Source organism: Rathayibacter sp. AY1F4 (assembly GCF_002931775.1).
Taxonomy (GTDB): Bacteria; Actinomycetota; Actinomycetes; order Actinomycetales; family Microbacteriaceae; genus Rathayibacter.
The window spans coordinates 162,858-178,720 of the sequence record NZ_PSVE01000006.1; the positions used below are offsets into that span (position 1 = coordinate 162,858).

A 15,863-nucleotide genomic window follows, 5' to 3' on the forward strand; every position below is an offset into this window, starting at 1 on the left:
GATGCGCGCAGTGACCTCCACGGCGATCGGCGCCCTCCTCGCGGCGGGCCTGCTCGCCTCCGGCGCGGCTCCGGCGACCGCGGCCGGCGCGTGGTCGCCGAAGGCCTCGTACACGTCGACGGACCGCGGTGACGGCACCTACTCCGTGCCGCTGCTGAACGCCGACGTGCCCGACGTCAGCGTCGAGCGCGTGCCCGCGGCCGAGAACGACGAGGGCCGCGACATCTACTACATGATCAGCACCACGATGCACCTGAGCCCGGGCGCCCCGATCATGAAGTCCTACGACCTCGTCAACTGGGAGATCGTCAACTACGTCTTCGACCGGCTCGAGATCGGCGACCGCTTCTCGCTCCGCAACGGGCAGAACTCCTACGGCAACGGCCAGTGGGCCTCGTCGCTGCGGTACCACGACGGCCGCTACTACGCGGTCTTCAACACCAACAATCTCGGCGGCTCCTACCTCTACTCGACCGACGACATCGAGGACGGAGCCTGGACCCGCACGGCCCTCGGCCGCGCCTTCCACGACCCGTCGCTCTTCTTCGACGACGCGGACGGCGGCACGCCGTACATCTTCTACGGCTCCGGATCCACCAGCGCCGTGAAGCTGAGCGAGGACCTGACGACCGTCGTCGCCGAGTACCCGAACATCCTCCGCACCTCGGACTACCCGGGAGCCGGCTACCTCGGCGGCCTGTTCGAGGGCGCGCAGGTGCAGTACATCGACGGGCAGTACTACATCGTCATCATCACCTGGCCCTCGGGCCAGGGCCGCCAGGTGGCGCTGTTCCGCTCCTCCGAGCTGCTGGGCCGCTACGCGACCGCCGACGGCAGCAACCCCTACGAGGGCAAGGGCGTGCTGAACTCCAGCGGGTTCGCCCAGGGGAGCCTCGTGCCGATCGCGAAGGAGGACGGCTCGACCGCCTGGCACGGCATGTTCTTCCGCGACAGCTTCCCGACCGGCCGCATCCCCGGGCTCATCCCGGCGACGTGGAAGGACGGCTGGCCGACGTTCGGGACGAACGGCTCGGTGCCGGTGGGCGGGAGCTTCCCGAAGCCGATCCGCCTCAGCCCCGAGGAGGAGCTGTTCGAGCGGCAGAAGAGCATCGTCGTCTCGGACGACTTCGACAACGACGCCCCGGCGAAGGCCTACCAGGACGAGTCGTGGACGATCCCGCCCGCGCCCGCCTACGACGCGTCGCTGCTCGGCGTGCAGCTGCTCCAGAACCCGGGAGCGGAGTCGGGGACGGCGCCGTGGGCCGGCCAGTTCGGCGCGACGCTGTCGGCCGACACGACCGACCCGGCGTCCGGCACCGCCGCGCTCCGCGTGGGCACCCGCACGCTCAACGGCTCCGGCCCGAGCCAGGTGCTCGCGAACAAGCTGCAGCGCGGCGTGACCTACACCGTGTCCGCGAAGGTGAAGTACACGACCGGCCCCGCGTCGGTCCGCTTCAACCTCTGCGCCGACTTCGGCGCGGGACCCGTGACGATGGCGTCCGCCGCCGTCACGCAGGGGCAGTGGACGACGATCACGGGGACCTACACGGTGCCCGAGACCGCGAACGTCGGCAGCGTGAAGTTCGCCGTCGAGACGCCGTGGGGCAACCCGCAGCCGGCGTCCTCGAGCACCGAGTACCTGCTCGACGACGTCTCGCTCGTCGGCGCCGCCCCCACCCTCGAGCGCCCGACGGCCGCCGAGATCGAGCCGAACGGCTCGACCCTCGCCCTCCCCTGGCAGTGGAACCACGCCCCCGACAACCGCTACTGGTCGCTGACCGCGCGCGAGGGCTGGCTCCGCCTCACCAACGGGAAGGTGCTCAGCGGAACGGCCGCGCACACGCGTCTCTCGGGCTCGCCCGAGATGACGTACCTGGAGGAGGCGCGCAACACGCTCTCCCAGCGCATCGTGGCTCCGAAGCAGTCGGCGGAGGCGGCGTTCGACGTCTCCGGGATGAAGGACGGCGACGTCGCCGGACTCGCGGCCTACAACCGCGGCTTCTCGTACGTCGCGGTCAAGCGCGTGGACGGCGTCACCACCGTCGGCGTCGTGAACCGCAGTCAGCCGTTCGCGACCACGTTCGACCAGGCGGCCGTGGAGTCCTTCCTCCCCGGCACCACCGCCGCCCTCGGCGACGCCTCGCAGGTGCGCCTGAAGGCCGACCTCGAGCTCTCGGCTCCGGCCGGACAGCTCTGGACGACCTTCTCGTACAGCCTCGACGGGACGAGCTGGACGAAGCTCGGCAGCCGCGTCGGCCCGCAGACCCTCGACGGTCAGCTCACGCACTTCATGGGCCACCGCCTCGGGCTGTTCAGCTACGCGACGAAGACCGCCGGCGGCCACGTCGACGTCGACGAGTTCCTCCTGAGCGACACCCTCTCCTCGGAGGGGAAGGCGCTCGACCGCTCGCAGCTCGACGCGGCCGTCGCCCACGCGGCGACGCTCCGCTCCGACGACTACCCGGCCGACGCCTGGTCCGACCTCCAGTCGGTCCTCGCGAAGGCGCAGGCGGTCGGCACCGCGGGAACGCAGAACCAGATCGACGCCCCGGAGCGCGCGCTCAGCTACCAGCTGGCCCGCCTCGGGACGCTGAAGGAGGCGTCGCTCGATGTGACCGCCGCCGCCGCGACCCGCTGCATCGCGGGGAAGGTCGTCGTGACCGTGCGGGCGACGAACGCCGACGACGTGCCCGTCGCCCTCCGGATGGAGAGCGCCTCCGGCACGAAGACGGTCGCCGCGCTCGCACCCGGCGCCACGACGAGCCACGCCTTCACCACGCGGGCGGCCTCGGTCCCCGCCGCCGAGGTGGTCGTGACCGCGACCGCCACCCTCGACGGCGAGCCGGTGACGACCACGGTGAGAGCGCCCCATCCGGCCGCGACCTGCGGCTGAGCACTCCGGGGGCGGCCCGCGCGGCCGCCCCCGCCCCCGAACGCGTCAGCGGCACCCGTCGCCGACGATCTCCTGCACGACACGATCAAGGAGGATCCGTGAGATCACCACAACGAGAAGCCGCTCCGAAGGGGCGGTTGCGGCTGAGGCTGCTGGCCACGGCCGCACTGACCGCGCTCCTGGTGGCACCCTTCGCCGCCCAGACCTCGTCCGCCGCTGAGGCGGAGCTCATCGTCAACGGCGGCTTCGAGAGCGGCATCAGCAGCTGGTTCGTCAACAACGGCAACGCCGCCGACGCCGGCGCCATCGCGACGACCACGGACGCGCGCACCGGCACCGCCGCAGCGCTCGTCACCGGCCGCACGACCACCGGCGCGGGCGCCATGCAGGACCTCAGCGGCAAGGTCGTCGCCGGCCAGACCTACCAGGTCAAGGCGCAGATCAAGTACGAGAACGCCGCGAGCCCCGCGACCAAGCAGTTCTTCGCCACCATGCACTACGGCGGAGGCACCTACACGAACCTCGCGAGCGTCACCGCCACGAAGGGGCAGTGGGCGACGATCAACGGATCGTTCACCATCCCCGCCGGGCAGAGCGTCGCCACCGCGCGCCTCTTCTTCGAGACGCCGTGGACGGCGACTCCGTCGGCCGCGCCCGAGACGCACCTCATGGACTACAAGCTCGACGACGTCTCGCTGGTCGGAGCGGCGCCGCCCGCGCCCGCCTCGCGCACCATCGAGGTCGTGGGCAAGATCCCGGGCGACCACAACCCGCTCATGGGCTGGAAGTTCGGCGCCGACGGCTTCGGCTTCGTCGAGAACGGCCGCGTGTACATGTACATGACGAACGACACCCAGGGCTACGCTCCGAACCCCGCCACGGGCGTCTCGGCGGGCATCGACTACGGCAAGATCAACCAGATCACCGTGATCTCCTCGGACGACCTCGTCAACTGGACCGACCACGGCGAGATCCAGGTCGCCGGCTCCACCGGAGTCGCGCCCTACACCGGCAACTCGTGGGCTCCCGGCATGGCGAAGAAGACCGTGAACGGCGTCGACAAGTACTTCCTCTACTACGCCAACGGCGGCGGCTCCAGCAACGTGATCACCGGCGACTCGCCGGTGGGCCCGTGGACCAGCCAGCGGACCTCCACGCTCATCAACGCGTCCACCCCGGGCGCCGAGGCGGTCGCGTGGAAGTTCGACCCGGCACCGCTCGTCGACGACGACGGCCAGGGCTACCTGTTCTTCGGAGGCGGACCCGCCTCGACCGCGCTCCCCGCGGCCGAGCGCTTCAACAACCCGAAGAACATCCGCGTGATCGAGCTCGGCGACGACATGATCTCGACCCAGGGCACCTCGGCCGTCGTGGACGCGCCCGTCGCGTTCGAGGCGGCCCAGGTGTTCAAGCGCCAGGACAAGTACTACCTCTCGTACTCGTCCCACTTCGGCGGCAACGACTTCGGCGGCAACCAGACCCGCGAGCCCGGCTACCCGGGCGGCGGCGAGATCGGCTACATGATCTCGGACGACCCGATGTCCTGGCCCAAGGAGAACTACGCCGGCGTGATGTTCCCGAACCAGAGCCGCTTCTTCGGAGCCGGCACCGGCGGCAACAACCACCAGTCGGTCTTCGAGCTGGGCGGCAAGTACTACTTCACCTACCACGCGCCGACGCTCAACAAGCGGATCAACGGCGACACCACCCAGGGGTACCGCAGCCCGCACATCCAGGAGCTGCAGTTCAACGCCGACGGCACGGTGCAGCAGGTGGTCGGCGACTACAAGGGCGTCGACCAGGTGAAGGACTTCGATCCGTACCGCACCTTCCCGGCCGAGACCATCGGCTGGAGCAAGGGCATCGCGACGGCGCCGCTCGGCACCCCCGCCGCGGGCGCGACCCAGAACCTCGTGCTGAAGGACCTCGACAACGGCGACTGGACCGCGCTGTCGGCCGTCGACTTCGGGGACACCGGAGCCGCGACGTTCACCGCGAAGGCCAAGGCGCTGCAGGCCGGCGGCACCGTCACCGTCCGCCTCGACTCCGAGACCGGGCCCGTCGCGGGCACCGTCGCGGTGAACGGGACGACCGGCGAGTGGACCGACGTCAGCGCCGCGCTGACCGGAGCGACCGGAGTGCACGACGTGTTCTTCAGCTACTCCGGACCCTCCGGCGACCTGTTCGAGCTCGACACCTTCGCCTTCACCGAGGGCGAGGCGGCTCCGGCGCTCGACATCACGGCGAGCGCGGCGACCCGCTGCATCGCGGGCAAGGCGATCGTCACCGTCCAGGCGAGCAACGGCTCCGACGTCCCCGTCGGCGTGACCTTCACGTCGACGTCCGGCACGAAGTCGTTCACCTCGGTGGCGCCCGGCAAGACCGTGTCGCACGCCTTCACCACCCGTCAGGCGAACCTGCCCGCCGGTGCGGTGACCGTCGAGGCCACGGCCACGATGAACGGCGCCCCCGTCGAGACGGAGGTGAGCGCTCCGTACGCGGCGCGCCCGTGCTCGTAGCGCACGGCTGAACCACCGGGGAGCGCCCCCGGCCCTGCGCGGGGCCGGGGGCGCTCCTGCGCGTGCGGGGGGATCTCGATGCGCCCTCCGGGGCTGCTCGATCAGCATGTCCGCCGTCCTGCTGGTCGAGCAGCGGCGCCTCGAGACCCCCGCTCGGTCAGCGGCTGTCGGCCAGGCGCATCGTGCCGCCGGCCTGGGCGGCGAAGGCGCGGGCGGTCGCCGCGATGGTGCGCTGCATGACCCGCGCCGCGGCGGTCGGCGCGAGGTCCGCCGGGCGCGCGAGGCTGATCGTCCGGGTCAGCGTGGGCTTCTCGAGCGTCGGCTCCTCGAGGCGGATCGAGCGCAGCCCCGGGCGCCCCTGCAGCACCATCGCCGGGACGACCGCGACGCCCAGGCCCCGCTCGGCGAAGCGCAGCACCGCGTCCATCTCGGCGCCCTCCAGCACTACATCGGGCTCCAGGCCCGCGGCGGCGAACGCGGCGTCGGTCGTGCGGCGCAGGTCGTAGCTGGAGTTGAAGACGATCTGCGGGAGTCGGGCGACCGCCGCCAGATCGAGCGCGCCGGTCGCGGCGAGGGGAGGCTCCGCGGCGGAGGAGACCACGACGAGCTCCTCGACGAGCAGCGGGGTCACCGTGAAGGCGCCGGGAGCGGCCGCGGTCGAGGTCGTCACCAGCGCCAGGTCGAGCTCGCCCCGGGCCAGCCGGTCGAAGAGGCTCCGCGACCCGTCCTCGGCGAGGTGCAGCTCCACGGCGGGATGCGCGGAGTGGAAGGCGTGCAGCACCTCCGCGACGAGGCTGATGCAGAGCGTCGGCGTCGCGCCGAACCGCACCCGGCCGCGCTCGAGCCCGGCCAGCTCGGCCAGCTCGCGGCGCACCGATCCGGCGTCGGCGAGCATGCGCCGGGCGAGCGGCAGCAGCAGCTCGCCGGCCGGTGTGAGGGTGCTGCCGGAGCGCGCCCGGTGGAAGAGCTCGGAGCCGAGGTCCTGCTCCAGCGCGGCGATCCGGCGGCTCAGCGAGGGCTGCGCGAGATGCAGCTCCTCGGCGGCGCGGGTGAAGCTGCCGAGGTGGGCGACCTCGACGAATCCGGTGAGCTGCTCGAGATCCACACGCATACCCTATGCGCATGGCCGTACCCAGCATTATGCATTGGAGTAATCGAAGCGCCGTGCCTAGCGTGGAGGCATGACCACTTCAGAGACCACCGCACCGGAGCGTCGGATCTCCACCTCCGTCCTCGTCATCGGCACCGGCGGATCGGGCCTGCGCGCCGCGATCGAGCTCGCCGAGGCGGGCGTGGACGTCCTCGCGCTCGGCAAGCGCTCGAAGTCGGACGCGCACACCTCCCTCGCCGCCGGCGGCATCAACGCCGCCCTCGCCACGATGGACCCCGACGACAGCTGGCAGCAGCACGCGGCCGACACCATCACCGAGTCCTACCAGCTCGCCAACCCGCACACGGTCGAGATCGTCACCTCCAACGCCGCCCGCGGCATCCAGGACCTCGAGCGCTACGGCATGCCGTTCGCCCGCGAGGACGACGGCCGCATCTCGCAGCGCTTCTTCGGCGCGCACACCTACCGCCGGACCGCCTTCGCGGGCGACTACACCGGCCTCGAGATCCAGCGCACGCTCGTCAACCGGGCCGCCCAGCTCGAGATCCCGATCCTGGACACCGTGTACGTCACGCGCATCCTCGTCAACGAGGACGGAGCAGTGTTCGGCGCCTACGGCTTCGACCTCGTCGACGGCACCCGCTACCTGATCCACGCGGATGCGGTGATCCTCGCCGCGGGCGGGCACAACCGCATCTGGCGCCGCACCTCCTCCCGCCGCGACGAGAACACGGGCGACTCGTTCCGCCTGGCCGTCGAGGCCGGCGGGCGCCTGCGCGACCCCGAGCTCGTCCAGTTCCACCCGTCGGGCATCATCGAGCCCGAGAACGCGGCCGGCACGCTGATCTCCGAGGCCGCGCGCGGCGAGGGCGGCATCCTCCGCAACGGCCTCGGCGAGCGCTTCATGGGCAAGTACGACGCCGAGCGCCTCGAGCTCTCGACCCGCGACCGCGTCGCCCTCGCCTGCTACACCGAGATCAAGGAGGGTCGCGGCACGCCCAACGGCGGGGTCTGGCTCGACGTCTCGCACCTGCCGCGCGAGACGATCATGACCCGGCTGCCGCGGGTGTACCAGACGATGCTCGAGCTGCAGATGCTCGACATCACGAAGGACCCGATCGAGATCGCGCCCACGGCGCACTACTCGATGGGCGGGGTCTGGGTGCGCTCGGACGACCACAGCACCGACGTCCCCGGGCTCTACGCGATCGGAGAGGCCTCCAGTGGACTGCACGGCGCCAACCGCCTCGGCGGCAACTCGCTGATCGAGCTGCTGGTGTTCGGCCGGATCGTCGGGCAGGCGGCGGCGGAGTACTCCGCCTCGCTGACCGCCCAGACGCGCTCGGCCGCGTCCGTCCAGGTCGCCCGCGACGAGATCGCCGGCCTGCTCGCGGCCGACGGCACCGAGAACGTCCGCGCCCTGCAGCGCGCGATCCGCAACACGATGACCGAGCACGCCGGAGTCGTCCGCGACGAGGAGGGCCTGCTCGCCGGGCTCGCCGAGCTGGACGCGATCGAGGCGCGCATCGCCGACATCGGCGTGCACCCGGACATCGCCGGCTTCCAGGACCTCGCCCACGCCTTCGACCTCAAGTCGGCCGCGATGGCCGCGCGGGCCACCCTCGAGGCCGCCCTCGAGCGCCGGGAGAGCCGCGGCTGCCACAACCGCAGCGACTACCCGGACATCGACCCGGCCCTCCAGGTGAACCTCGTCTGGTCGCCCTCCACGGGGATCACCCGCGAGGAGATCCCCGCGGTGCCGCAGGAGATCCAGGCGCTGATCAGCGGCGAGGTCGCCACCGCGGGCAAGCTGCTCGAGTAGCAGGATCCGCGAGGGCACGACGCCGGTCGCCCTCACCGCCTGCTCGCCGGGCACCACCGGCGCCCAGGCGCCCCCCGGGATCCTCCTGGGGACCACGGACAAGGTCACCGCCCTGTATCCCGCCGGCTCCTGGGACCTCGGCTCGGCGACGCTGCAGAACCAGGTCTTCTCCTGGCTGCTGACCTCCGCCCCCGGATCGACGGATCCCGTGCCGGACCTCGCGGCCTCGGCCGAGTTCACCGACCCCACCCACTACCGCGTCGCCCTGCGCGAGGACGCCGCCTTCGCCAACGGCAATCCGCTCACCGCCTCGGACGTGGTCTTCACCTTCGAGCGCCAGGTGGCGATCGCCGCTCCGAACGGCCCCTCGTCGCTGCTCTCGGACATGGTCTCGGTCGAGGCGGAGGACGACTCCACCGTCGTCTTCACACTGGCCACCCCGGACAACGCCCTCTGGCCCCAGATCCTCACCAGCCCCGCCGCCGCGATCGTCGACGAGGACGTCCTCTCGGCCGACTCCCTCACCACCGACGACGACATCGTCGCCGGCGACGCCTTCAGCGGGCAGTACTCCATCACGAGCTACAAGCTGAACTCGCTCGTGCAGCTCACCCGCAACGACTCCTACGACGGCCTCCTCGGCGCCGCCGCCAACGAGTCCGTGATCGTCCGCTACTACGCGGACGAGAGCAACCTCAAGCTCGACATCCAGCGCGGTGAGATCGCGGTCGCCTACCGCACGCTGAACGCGACCGACACGGAGGACCTCCGCGGCGAGGAGGGCCTGACGGTGCACTCCGGTCCCGGCGCGGAGATGCGCTTCCTGGTCTTCAACCCCGAGACGATGCCCTACGGCTCCGCGACCTCCGAGGCCGACGCCGACAAGGCGCTCGCCGTCCGCACCGCCGTCGCCGACCTGATCGACCGCGACGAGCTGTCGGACCAGGTCTACAAGGGCACCTACGCGCCGGTCTACTCGATCGTCCCCAGCGCTCTGACCGGATCGACGCCGGCGTACGAGGAGGCCTTCGGCGACGGGAGCGGCGGTCCCAGTGCCGACGAGGCCGCCGCCGCGCTCCAGGCGGCCGGGATCACCGGTCCCGTCGACCTCAAGCTGCAGTACAACACCGACCACTACGGCTCCAGCACCTCGGACGAGTACGCACTCATCAAGAACCAGCTCGAGCGCAGCGGCCTGTTCACGGTCGACCTGCAGTCGACGGAGTGGACGCAGTACGTGAAGGAGAAGTCGACCTCCTACCCGCTCTACCAGCAGGGCTGGTTCGCGGACTACCCGGACTCGGACAACTACCTGAACCTGCTCTACGGCACCGACGAGGCCCCCTCCATCCTCGGCGCCGCCGTGAAGGACGACGCCTACAACGAGGTCGTGCTGCGCGAGCGGAGCCTGGCCCCCGGCGACGAGCGCACCGCGGCGATCGAGGAGGCGCAGCGCCTCGCGGCGGAGAAGGCGATCATCGTGCCGCTCCTCGAGGGCACGGAGACCGTCATCGCCTCCTCCACGATCTCGGGCATCGACGACACGCTCGACGGCTCCGGCCGGTTCCGCTTCGGGCTGCTCCGGAGCGAGTGATCGGGGCGCGCTGATCGGCCGGACGGGCCGCGGTGCCGCAGGAGGGGGAGACCCTCGGCGGCCGCTGCGGCCCGTCCGTGCATCCGGGGTCTCTGTCAGGGCCGTGCTGCCGGGCGGGGCACCCGGATCGATCAGCGCGCCAGCGCCGCCAGCTCCGCCCGGGTGCGGGCGCCGGCCTTGCGCAGCAGGTTCGACACGTGGAACTTCACGGTGTTGCCGCTGATGCCGAGGTCGTCCGCGATCCGCTGGTTCGAGGCGCCGAGCGTGATCAGGTTCAGCACCTCCCGCTCGCGGGCGCTGAGCTCGGCGAGGTCGAGCCCGTCGGGCTGCGCCGGCGGATCGAGGGGGAGGCGGATCGACAGGGTCGACCCCCAGCCCGCGGTCGACGCGACCGAGAGCTCCCCGTCGAGCCCGCGCACGCGCTCGGCGATCGGGCGCAGGGCGTCGTCGCGGGTCGTCAGCTCGCCCCGGCCGTCGTCGCGGATCTCGATGAGCAGGTTGAGCCCGTCGCAGTCCCACTGGATCCGCACCCGGCGCGTCTGCTCCGACTCCACGAACGCCAGCACGGCGCTCCGCACGATCGCGCGGGCCGCGTGCGCCACTTCGCCGGGGAGGGCGCGCCCGGTGGCGGGCGGCTCGACGAACTGCACGTCGAGGTCGCCGAAGCGCACGAGCGGACGCAGGTCGCTCCGGAGCCGCGCGAACGCGCCCACGACGGGCTCCAGCATCGCGCTGCGCTGCTCGTCCGAGGCGGTGCGCAGCTCGACCAGGGCGTTCGCGGCGATGTCGATCGCGACGGTGCGGGCCGCACGGTCGTCGAGGCGCTCGGCGCGCAGGGCGGCGAGCACCGACTCCAGCGCCACCGCGTGCCGGTCGGCCTGCTCGGCGACCGTGCGGGCGTGCTGCTGCAGCAGGGTGCGGGAGGCGGGGGACTCGGCGGGATCCATCCCCCGAACCTACCCGTCCTACCCGCGAGTGGCACCGCCCACCCGATCGGGTAGGTGGGCCTCCTCGATCAGGTGGCGCGCGGATCCGGCCGCCGGGCGCATTGTGGATCCATGCCCGCTGACGACCGCACCACCGACCCCGCAGAGGCGCTCGCCGTGATCGCCGCCGAGGTGTCCGCCGCGACCGCCTCGCTGACGACCGACCGCCTCGAGCCCGTCCTCGAGCTGCTCGCCGGCGCCGACCGCGTCTTCGTCCACGGCGCCGGCCGCTCCGGCCTCGCTCTGCGGATGACCGCCATGCGCCTCATGCACCTCGGACTCGTCGTGCACGTGGTCGGCGACGTGACGACCCCGGCGATCCGCAGCGGCGACGTGCTGCTCACCGCGAGCGGCTCCGGCACCACCGCGGGCATCGTCCGCGCCGCGCAGGCCGCCGTCGACGCCGGAGCGCGGGTCGCGGCGATCACGACCGCCGCCGACTCCCCGCTGGCCGGGCTCGCCTCCGCCGTGGTGGTCGTGCCCGCCGCCGACAAGCTCGACCGCTCCGGGGCCGCCTCGGCGCAGTACTCCGGCGGGCTCTTCGAGCAGGTCGTCGTGCTCACCGGCGACGCCCTGTTCCACGCGCTCTGGCAGCGCCGCGGCGACAGCGCCGACGAGCTCTGGCCGCGCCACGCGAACCTCGAATGACCCGACTCCCCACCTCGACAGGAAGAAGCACCCCGTGAAGCTCCAGTTCGCCATGGACACCCTCAGCACCGACGCCGCCCTCGAGCTCGCCGCTGCCGCCGCCCCGCACGTCGACATCCTCGAGCTGGGCACCCCGCTCATCAAGAGCGCCGGCCTCTCCGCCATCACCGCCATCAAGGAGGCGCACCCCGACAAGACGGTCTTCGCCGACCTCAAGACGATGGACGCGGGCGAGCTCGAGGCCGACATGGCCTTCGCGGCCGGCGCCGACCTCGTGACGGTCCTCGGCGTCGCCGGCGACAGCACCATCGCCGGCGCGATCGCCGCCGGGAGGAAGCACGGCAAGGGCGTCGTCGTCGACCTCATCGGCGTGCCCGACAAGGCCGCCCGCGCCCGCGAGGTCGTCGCCCTCGGCGCCGAATTCGTCGAGATGCACGCCGGTCTGGACGAGCAGGCGGAGGAGGGCTTCACCTTCGAGACCCTGCTGCGCGACGGCGAGTCCTCCGGCGTGCCGTTCTCGGTCGCGGGCGGCGTGAGCACCGCCACCATCGAGTCGGTGCAGCGCGCCGGCGCCCTCGTGGCCGTTGCGGGCGGGGCCATCTACGGCGCCCCGGACGTCGGCGAGGCCGCCGCGGCCCTCCGCGCCGCCATCGTCTGACCCGTCGGCGCCGCCGCCCCCGAGGCCCGCTGATCCGGGTCGCGAGGGCGGCGGCGCCCTCGTCCGCGCGGGAGGCGGCAGCGCATCCCCGCCGGACGCCCGGCCCCTCTCGACTCGCCGACGGCGCGGTCCTACAGTGGCTGCGACGACCCTCGACTCCCGCCGCGGGACCGACGGCGCCGTCGCGAGCGGAGGGAAGCCGTGTCCTCGACCGCCCCCGGAGCCGACGCCGACGCCTCGACGAGGCTCCGCGACTTCCACCAGATCCTCCTCAACACCGCCGTCGCGAACGTGACGACGAGCTTCCTCTGGTTCGCGCTCACGTTCTGGGTGTACCTCGAGACGCGCTCCGTCCTGGCGACAGGGATCATCGGCGGCGCCTACATGCTGCTCGTCGCGGTCTTCGCGATGGCCTTCGGCACGATCGTGGACCGGCACCGCAAGTTCCGCGTCATGGTCTTCGCCGGCGCGGTCACGCTGGTGTCCTTCGGCGTCGCGGGCGGTCTCTTCCTCGCGCTGCCCGAGGCGGCGCTCCTGGACTTCCGCGCCCCCTGGTTCTGGGTGTTCTCGGGCACGATCCTCTTCGGCGCCGTCATCGAGAACATGCGCAACATCGCCCTGTCCACGACGGTGACCCTGCTGGTCCCGGTGGAGGGGCACGCCCGCGCGAACGGCCTCGTCGGCACGGTCCAGGGCCTCGCCTTCGTGGTGACGAGCGTCTTCAGCGGGCTCGCCATCGGCCTGCTCGGCATGGGGTGGACGCTGGTGATCGCGATCGGCCTCTCCGCCGCCGCGCTCCTGCACCTCCTCTTCCTGCGCATCCCGGAGGACCGGCCCGCGCCGACGGGGGAGAGGGCGCCGCTGATCGATCTGCGCGGCAGCATCACCGCGGTGCGGGCGGCGTCCGGGCTGTTCGCGCTCATCGTCTTCTCGACGTTCAACAACCTGATCGGCGGCGTCTACATGGCGCTGATGGACCCGTACGGCCTCGAGCTGTTCCCGGTCGAGCTGTGGGGCGTGGTGCTCGGAGTGACGGCGACCGGCTTCGTCATCGGCGGTCTGCTCGTCGCGAGGTTCGGGCTCGGGAGGAACCCGATCCGGACGATGCTGCTGCTCGTGATGGCGATGGGCCTGATCGGCGCGGTCTTCACCCTCCGCGACTGGTGGTGGCTCTACGCCGGCGGCATCTGGATCTACATGACCCTGATCCCGGCGGTCGAGGCCGCCGAGCAGACGGTAATCCAGAAGGTCGTCCCCTTCGAGACCCAGGGGCGCGTCTTCGGCTTCGCGGCGGCGTTCGAGTCGGCCGCCGCTCCGATCACGTCGTTCCTCATCGCCCCGATCGCCGAGTTCGCGCTCATCCCGTACATGGAGTCGCCGGCCGGGCGCTCGGCGTTCGGCGGGCTGCTCGGCTACGGCATCGGCCGGGGGATCGCGCTGGTGTTCCTGGTCGGCGGAGTCGTCATGATCATCGCGGCCGGCGCGGCGATGCTCACCCGCTCCTACCGCGTCATGTCGGCGCAGTACCTGCGGGAGGCCGCGGCGGGCGGGGATGCGGAGCCCGTCGGCACGGAGGCGCCGGAGCCGCACCGGACCGCGCCGAGCACCGTCGAGCAGAACCGCTAGCGCCCGCAGACGCCGCCCGTCATGCGCCTCCGGGGGGTCCGGCGGACCGGACGGCGCGGACACGAGGAAGACGTGCCGGACGCCCCCTCCCCAGGGTGCGGCGTCCGGCACGTCGGCTGCGACCACCCGGTCGAGGGGCCCTCCTCGACTCCCGAGCGCTCCGCTGCCCCGCGCCTCCGGAGGGAGACATCGGGGCATGCGGCGCCGGCGGGGGGGAGGGCTCTGGTTCCCCGCCCCGCCGGCGCCGGCCGCCCGCGAGGGGCGACGGGGTGCTCGTTCGGGCGTGCCTCGAGTGACGGCTACATGCCGTCACTGAGCATGGACTGCACCAGCTTGGTGTGGCGCTCGAAGTTCAGCTCGCTGAACTCGGTGTTGTAGTTGAGGCCGTAGGGGTAGAAGTGGACCCCGGAGCAGTTGAGGGTCGCGCCCGCTCCGTCCCAGGTGCGCAGCAGTGCCTGGGAGGAGACCCAGCCGTTGTTCTGGCAGTTGGAGGTGAAGGCGGACGACGTGCCCACGCCCACGGTGTGCGACATCTCGTGAAGCGCGGTGCCCTCCACCATGTAGGTGCGGTTCGAGCCGAAGCGCATCTGGCCGTAGATGTTCGCGTCGGCCGTCGGCGTGCCGGGGCTGTAGGAGACGGTCAGGTGGCGGGAGATGTTGTTGAGGCGGTTGTAGCGGGCCACGGCGCGGTCCATGGCGGCGGTGATGCGGGTGTAGGCGTCGGCCTCGTCAGCGGTCGGGGTCGCCGAGCGGTTCAGCGTGTAGGTGATCTTCTGCACGGTCGGGTCGGTCAGGGCCCAGCGCTGCGCCTTGGAGCCGGTGCAGGTCCACTGCTGGACGGGGGAGCCGTCGAGCTGGCCGAAGTCCTTGTCATCGAGGCAGAGGTTGCTGTGGCGGTTGGCGATCTCTGCGTAGCCCCCGCCGACGGAGGTGATCCGCCACTGCTGCGCGGTGCTGCCGTTGCAGCTCCACTGGCGCACTTCCGCACCGGGCGTGGTGCCGAAGTCGAAGTCGTCGAGGCAGAGGTTGCTGAACGTGTTCTTGATCTCGGCGTAGCCGGTGCCCAGGTCGGTGACCTGCCAGCGCTGATTGCTCGACTCGCTGCAGCTCCACTGGCGCACCTCGGCGCCGGGTTGAGTGATGAAGTCGTAGTCGTCGAGGCACATGCTGCTGTGCTGGTTGCGGATCTCCTGAGCCGCTCCGAGGCCGACCGGGGCGGTGGCCGCGGAGGCGGGCGTGCTGAAGCCGAGCGTCGTGATTCCGACGACGGCCGTGATCAGAGCTCCGATCAGGCGACGGGAGGGGTGGGACGTCGTTGTCCGGGACATTGGGGTGCCTTTCGCAGACATCCGGCGCCCCCGAGGGGACGCGTGTGAGGGGTCGCAGGAGGAAGCCGCGTCCGACCGGGTCGGGCGGCGGCAGAAGGAGCGTTCGGAGCCGGCCGGGACAGTGATCCGGCCGCTCGATCGCGGGGCGTATCGGCACCGGGGCTCCACTGGGGAGCTGAGCCGGAGTCGGCCCGGTGTCGACGGGGACAACCATCGACCGGTCGGACGGCCGGTGTCAAGGGCCGATCCGCGCGGTGCTCGACGGGACGAGGGCGGTCCGATCCCCGTGCAGGACGGCGGATCCCAGCGCTCGCAAGAAGAGAGCGCTCACACCGCAGGCCGTCGGAACTTCCGCGGGATTCCGCCATTGTTACCGTTAACAAAACTCGCTACTGTGGCCCCTGAAGTGGTCAGCGTGTCCTCACGCCCGACATCCCACTCCGACCGACCGGTTCGATGACGAACCTGAGAGGACCGTCGATGACGACGACATCTCCGCCCCCCTTCCGCCGACGCTCGCCAGCGTCGCGATGACCTCCGGAACCGCCGTCGATCCCGCTTCCGCCGCCTCGCGATGACCGCCGATACGCCCCGCGATCGAGCGGCCGGATCACTGTCCCGGCCGGCTCCGAACGCTCCTTCTGCCGCCGCCCGACCCGGTCGGACGCGGCTTCCTCC

The 15,863-nt window shown here is 71.8% G+C and carries 10 protein-coding genes; 7 read left to right on the plus strand and 3 right to left on the minus strand.

The features are described from left to right. The first annotated feature begins 1 nt into the window (after nucleotide 1). On the plus strand, nucleotides 2-2,893 hold the full coding sequence (locus tag C5C59_RS05620) for a family 43 glycosylhydrolase (protein ID WP_258062606.1): 2,892 nt from the start codon (nucleotides 2-4) through the stop codon (nucleotides 2,891-2,893). A 98-nt stretch (nucleotides 2,894-2,991) separates the two neighbouring features. Further along, complete coding sequence (locus tag C5C59_RS05625) at nucleotides 2,992-5,412, plus strand: family 43 glycosylhydrolase (RefSeq protein ID WP_219812464.1); 2,421 nt, start codon at nucleotides 2,992-2,994, stop codon at nucleotides 5,410-5,412. A 157-nt stretch (nucleotides 5,413-5,569) separates the two neighbouring features. On the opposite strand, the gene C5C59_RS05630 is transcribed toward C5C59_RS05625, so the two are convergent. Next, nucleotides 5,570-6,523: a LysR family transcriptional regulator gene (locus C5C59_RS05630; RefSeq protein ID WP_104238848.1), complete on the minus strand. Its 954-nt coding sequence runs from the start codon at nucleotides 6,521-6,523 to the stop codon at nucleotides 5,570-5,572. 70 nt (nucleotides 6,524-6,593) lie between these two features. Here C5C59_RS05630 and C5C59_RS05635 point away from each other — a divergent pair, with 70 nt between their 5' ends. Beyond that, nucleotides 6,594-8,345, plus strand: a complete 1,752-nt coding sequence (locus C5C59_RS05635) for an L-aspartate oxidase (RefSeq protein WP_104238849.1) — start codon at nucleotides 6,594-6,596, stop codon at nucleotides 8,343-8,345. A 208-nt stretch (nucleotides 8,346-8,553) separates the two neighbouring features. Beyond that, the gene (locus tag C5C59_RS05640; protein WP_104238850.1) at nucleotides 8,554-9,939 is read left to right on the plus strand and encodes an ABC transporter substrate-binding protein; all 1,386 of its coding nucleotides are present in this window, start codon (nucleotides 8,554-8,556) and stop codon (nucleotides 9,937-9,939) included. A 131-nt stretch (nucleotides 9,940-10,070) separates the two neighbouring features. On the opposite strand, the gene C5C59_RS05645 is transcribed toward C5C59_RS05640, so the two are convergent. Continuing rightward, a complete protein-coding gene (locus tag C5C59_RS05645) occupies nucleotides 10,071-10,886 on the minus strand; it encodes a response regulator transcription factor family protein (protein WP_104239653.1) in 816 nt (271 codons plus the stop codon). Between the two features lie 111 nt (nucleotides 10,887-10,997). Between C5C59_RS05645 and hxlB the strand changes: the two genes are divergently transcribed. The 3 genes from hxlB to C5C59_RS05660 all read left to right on the plus strand — a co-directional run bounded on the left by hxlB (nucleotide 10,998) and on the right by C5C59_RS05660 (nucleotide 13,857). Next, nucleotides 10,998-11,573: a 6-phospho-3-hexuloisomerase gene (gene hxlB / locus C5C59_RS05650; RefSeq protein ID WP_104239652.1), complete on the plus strand. Its 576-nt coding sequence runs from the start codon at nucleotides 10,998-11,000 to the stop codon at nucleotides 11,571-11,573. A gap of 34 nt (nucleotides 11,574-11,607) precedes the next feature. Beyond that, on the plus strand, nucleotides 11,608-12,231 hold the full coding sequence (hxlA, locus tag C5C59_RS05655; protein ID WP_104224387.1) for a 3-hexulose-6-phosphate synthase: 624 nt from the start codon (nucleotides 11,608-11,610) through the stop codon (nucleotides 12,229-12,231). A gap of 201 nt (nucleotides 12,232-12,432) precedes the next feature. Next, complete coding sequence (locus tag C5C59_RS05660; protein WP_104239651.1) at nucleotides 12,433-13,857, plus strand: MFS transporter; 1,425 nt, start codon at nucleotides 12,433-12,435, stop codon at nucleotides 13,855-13,857. 299 nt (nucleotides 13,858-14,156) lie between these two features. Here C5C59_RS05660 and C5C59_RS05665 read toward each other — a convergent pair whose 3' ends face one another. Beyond that, nucleotides 14,157-15,185, minus strand: coding sequence for an RICIN domain-containing protein (locus tag C5C59_RS05665; protein WP_181134835.1), 1,029 nt, complete (start codon nucleotides 15,183-15,185; stop codon nucleotides 14,157-14,159). Nucleotides 15,186-15,863 lie beyond the last annotated feature (678 nt).